Source organism: Chthonomonas sp., assembly GCF_035294505.1.
Classification (GTDB): Bacteria; Armatimonadota; Chthonomonadetes; order Chthonomonadales; family Chthonomonadaceae; genus Chthonomonas.
Genome location: NZ_DATGKU010000082.1, coordinates 1 through 3251 on the forward strand (window position 1 = coordinate 1; position 3251 = coordinate 3251).

5 protein-coding genes are annotated in these 3251 nt (G+C 51.8%); 3 read left to right on the forward strand and 2 right to left on the reverse strand.

Annotated features, from left to right (window positions below; translation table 11 throughout):
* Together VKV18_RS04510 and VKV18_RS04515 are read left to right on the forward strand one after the other, a co-directional pair.
* The coding region (locus tag VKV18_RS04510) for an ImmA/IrrE family metallo-endopeptidase (RefSeq protein WP_324203033.1) at nucleotides 1-493 on the forward strand (493 nt) is incomplete at its 5' end.
* A 2-nt stretch (nucleotides 494-495) separates the two neighbouring features.
* A complete protein-coding gene (locus VKV18_RS04515) occupies nucleotides 496-1116 on the forward strand; it encodes a hypothetical protein (RefSeq protein WP_324203034.1) in 621 nt (206 codons plus the stop codon).
* A 3-nt stretch (nucleotides 1117-1119) separates the two neighbouring features.
* On the opposite strand, the gene VKV18_RS04520 is transcribed toward VKV18_RS04515, so the two are convergent.
* Entirely contained in the window at nucleotides 1120-1941 is an 822-nt protein-coding gene (locus VKV18_RS04520) for a histidinol-phosphatase HisJ family protein (protein WP_324203035.1), read from the reverse strand.
* A gap of 66 nt (nucleotides 1942-2007) precedes the next feature.
* The gene (lepB, locus tag VKV18_RS04525) at nucleotides 2008-2514 is read right to left on the reverse strand and encodes a signal peptidase I (protein ID WP_324203036.1); all 507 of its coding nucleotides are present in this window, start codon (nucleotides 2512-2514) and stop codon (nucleotides 2008-2010) included.
* A gap of 112 nt (nucleotides 2515-2626) precedes the next feature.
* On the opposite strand from lepB, the gene VKV18_RS04530 reads away from it, so the two are divergent.
* A complete protein-coding gene (locus VKV18_RS04530) occupies nucleotides 2627-3121 on the forward strand; it encodes a DUF4446 family protein (RefSeq protein ID WP_324203037.1) in 495 nt (164 codons plus the stop codon).
* Nucleotides 3122-3251 lie beyond the last annotated feature (130 nt).

Sequence of the window (3251 nt, forward strand, 5' to 3'; positions counted from 1 at the left end):
GCGGCCTGTTATTGTGTTATGTCAGCGAAAAGGCCCGGCTTGGCTTTTATTTCATCTTGCCCATGAGCTAGCTCATCTGAGCCTCGGGCATCTACAACGAACTGCTATTCGTGTAGACAATGAAGTCAAAACCGGTTCTGACGATTCTGAGGAGGAGATGGCTAACAACTTTGCACTCGAATTCCTCACCGATTCGCGGGAATTACAATTTGCTGAAGAGCTTCCTACCATAAGGCAGCTTACCACCGAAGCCTTGAAAATCGGCGCTGTCGCTAAAGTTGACCCCGGCTTGCTTGTCCTAGAATATGGTTATCGAAAGGGCAATTGGAAGTTGGTACAAAGTGCCTTGAACAGGATTGAAAAATTGCAAGAGCCGTCCACCTCCGATCCTCCTAAACTTATTGTAGATCAAATTCGCCGCCACATTCCGTCAGATGATGGTTTTTCTGACGTTGCAGATTATCTAATGCGAATTACTGCTGCGGAAAAATAGGTGTGCGCTGTTATATAGACACCGATATATTTTTAAAGCTTGTGGCTTTTAACCTGTTTGAAAAGGTTTTGCAAGCTCTAGACATTCCTTTGGATAATGTATATTTTGGCCCTGAAACTTTATCGAAGTGTTCTCATGGTGAGAAAACCAAGCAGGTCTTTCGGGTAGAGATTTGGAAGAGAGCGTCGAAGTACGTAAGGAAATGCAAGCAGATAGTAGACGCGGTTGATCATGATGAATTAGCAGAGTTGGTGAAAGTGCCGGCCATCGATTCAGGGGAAGCCATACTTTTTGCAGCTACTAAAGGGCAAGACGATTTTTGGCTACTTACCGGTGATAAACGGGCTTTATGTGCTCTTAAAAAGTACTTTTCCGATCAAGAGGTTTACCGTCGGCACATCGGTAGGGTAATTTGTCTGGAATTAGCTCTTCTGCTGCTGGTTGAAAAAGACGGATTTGATGCCATACGCAATGATCTAAAGAAAGAACAGCACTGTGATAAAGCCATCCGAACCGCCCTGACCGCAGAAGATAAACAACCCGGTAGTTTCGTGGCCAGTTTAACAGAGCTTGCTCAAAAGCTACAACAGGAAACCGAAGGCTTGCTTAAAGAACTGAACTGAGACTCAGCTGTCTATAGAAAGACTACGAGGTATCCTGTGTCGCCTATCCCATGTGCAGACCTGGGTGATGCCCTGTTGCAACGCCATCTCCACAGCTCGAGGATAGGCATAAGCAAGCTGATCAGGGTGGTGGGCGTCGGAGCCTATAGAGATATGTCGTCCCCCCATACGCGCATAGAGGGCGACCGTTGACTCAATGGGATAGGTTATGCCCAGCCCTTGATGCAGACCGGCGGTGTTGATCTCCAAGGCGACATCGCGGGCGATCATCTCCTCAAAAAGAGATTCAAGGAGATCGCTGTAGGCTGCCGGGTCGTAAGGCCCCCAGGCGGCTAGACCACGCCGGTTCGCGTACTCCAGGTGGGCAACAGCATCGAATAGGCCGCTACGCACCGAATCGATCACCGCAGCGAAGTAGTCGGAGTAGGCCTGCTGTTGCGTCCGCCCTCGGTTGTATTCTGGAGTCATGATCATCACCCCATCCACATAATGCACGCTGCCCAACACGAAATCAAACGCATAGGTTTCCAGAAAGGCCTCAATCGCCTCTTCAAAGCGTTTTTGATAGTCTATCTCCACTCCCGCACGGATGCGAAGCCGGTCTCCCCATACTTGACGTGCGGCCTCTATCTCTCTAAAATAGGCATCGTAGTGGAAGTAGTCCACCACAGGGTCGCTGGGGTCGAAATCCTTATGTTCCGAAAAACCTATCTCCTCTAGGCCTATCTCCACGGCGCGCTCGCAATGCTCGGCAATCGAGGCGCGACCGTCGTGAGAACAGAACGAGTGCACCTGGTAGTCCACAGCATAATAGCCAGCAATCATGAACGGCTTTCCTCCTCTTGCCATTGGCGGATGGAACGTGCTAGAATGCTAAATCCTGCTCGGTCGTTAAGGCCGTGTGAGGGTGTAGGGTGGTGGAGGGCTGTTGACCACCACTCCAAGCACATCTTTTTCGGGGACGGGGCCGAAAACACGGCTGTCTTCCGAGACGGCAAGATTGTCGCCGAGCACCACGATGTAGCCTTTAGGCACCGTTAGCTCTACCTGAGGCCCGTGCGGGGTTTGGACGATGTGCTGTTCGTAGTAGTCGGCAAGGCCATTGCGAAAGGCGAGGTCTTGAAGGTCTGGAAAGGAGTGCCCTAAAGGCTCGCCGGGTAGACGAAAGATGCGCTTGATAATTACATCGCGTGCCTGGCGCACAAGCACCACTTCGTTACGGCGAAGAGGCGGGCAAAAAGGGCCGCGACGCCAAACGAGCACGATCTGCCCGCTATGGTAGGTGGGCAGCATCGAATCGCCGTCTACGATGCTCAGGCGGAAAGTTAACATAAAAAGAAGTACAATAACAAGAAATACGGCAACAAAAACGACTTGTCTGCGTGTGGAAGGCGACATGGAAGTTCCTCGAAAGCTCTTGTAGAGTATACCCTTGCTCGGCCTTTCTTGAGGTCTTGAGTTCTCCCCCCAACACTAGGAACCTTTAAACAGGAGGAGTGAAAGGAGACACGTGTTTCACGCATTGATGCAACCTAACGTAGAGTCGTGGCTGATGCCCACTCTCCTCATCGGTTTTCCGCTGCTTGCTGTGGGCTTTATGGTTACATTTCTCGCTGTACGACGTATGGATAAGAGATTGAAGGCGTTTCTGCGCGGGCCCGATGGAGCCAGTCTAGAGCAGATGTTGGCCCATCAAGCCTGCGAGATCGAGCGCGTAGAACAGCGTATCGAGGCGGTGGAGCAGGCTGTGGGGGTGCTGCAGGCTCAGATACCGGCCTGCTTTCAAAAGCACGGCCTTGTCCGCTATAATGCCTTTGAGAACGTCGGCGGCGAGCAAAGCTTTTCGCTGGCCGTGCTCGATGGGCACAACAACGGCTACGTGCTGACAAGCGTGTATAGCCGTGCGGAGGTGCGCGTCTACGCCAAACGTGTGCAGAACGGGCGTGCGAGCCATCCTCTTTCGGACGAGGAGACACGCGCTCTGCAAGAAGCCCTAACTTTATGAGACCCTTGCGCCGGAGAAGAGGATGACCGACGCTGATGAACAACGACTGATTGAGCGCAGCAAAGAGGGCGATCGCCGCGCCTTCGATGCTTTGGTACGGATGCATGAAAAGCGCGTCTATAACTTGGCC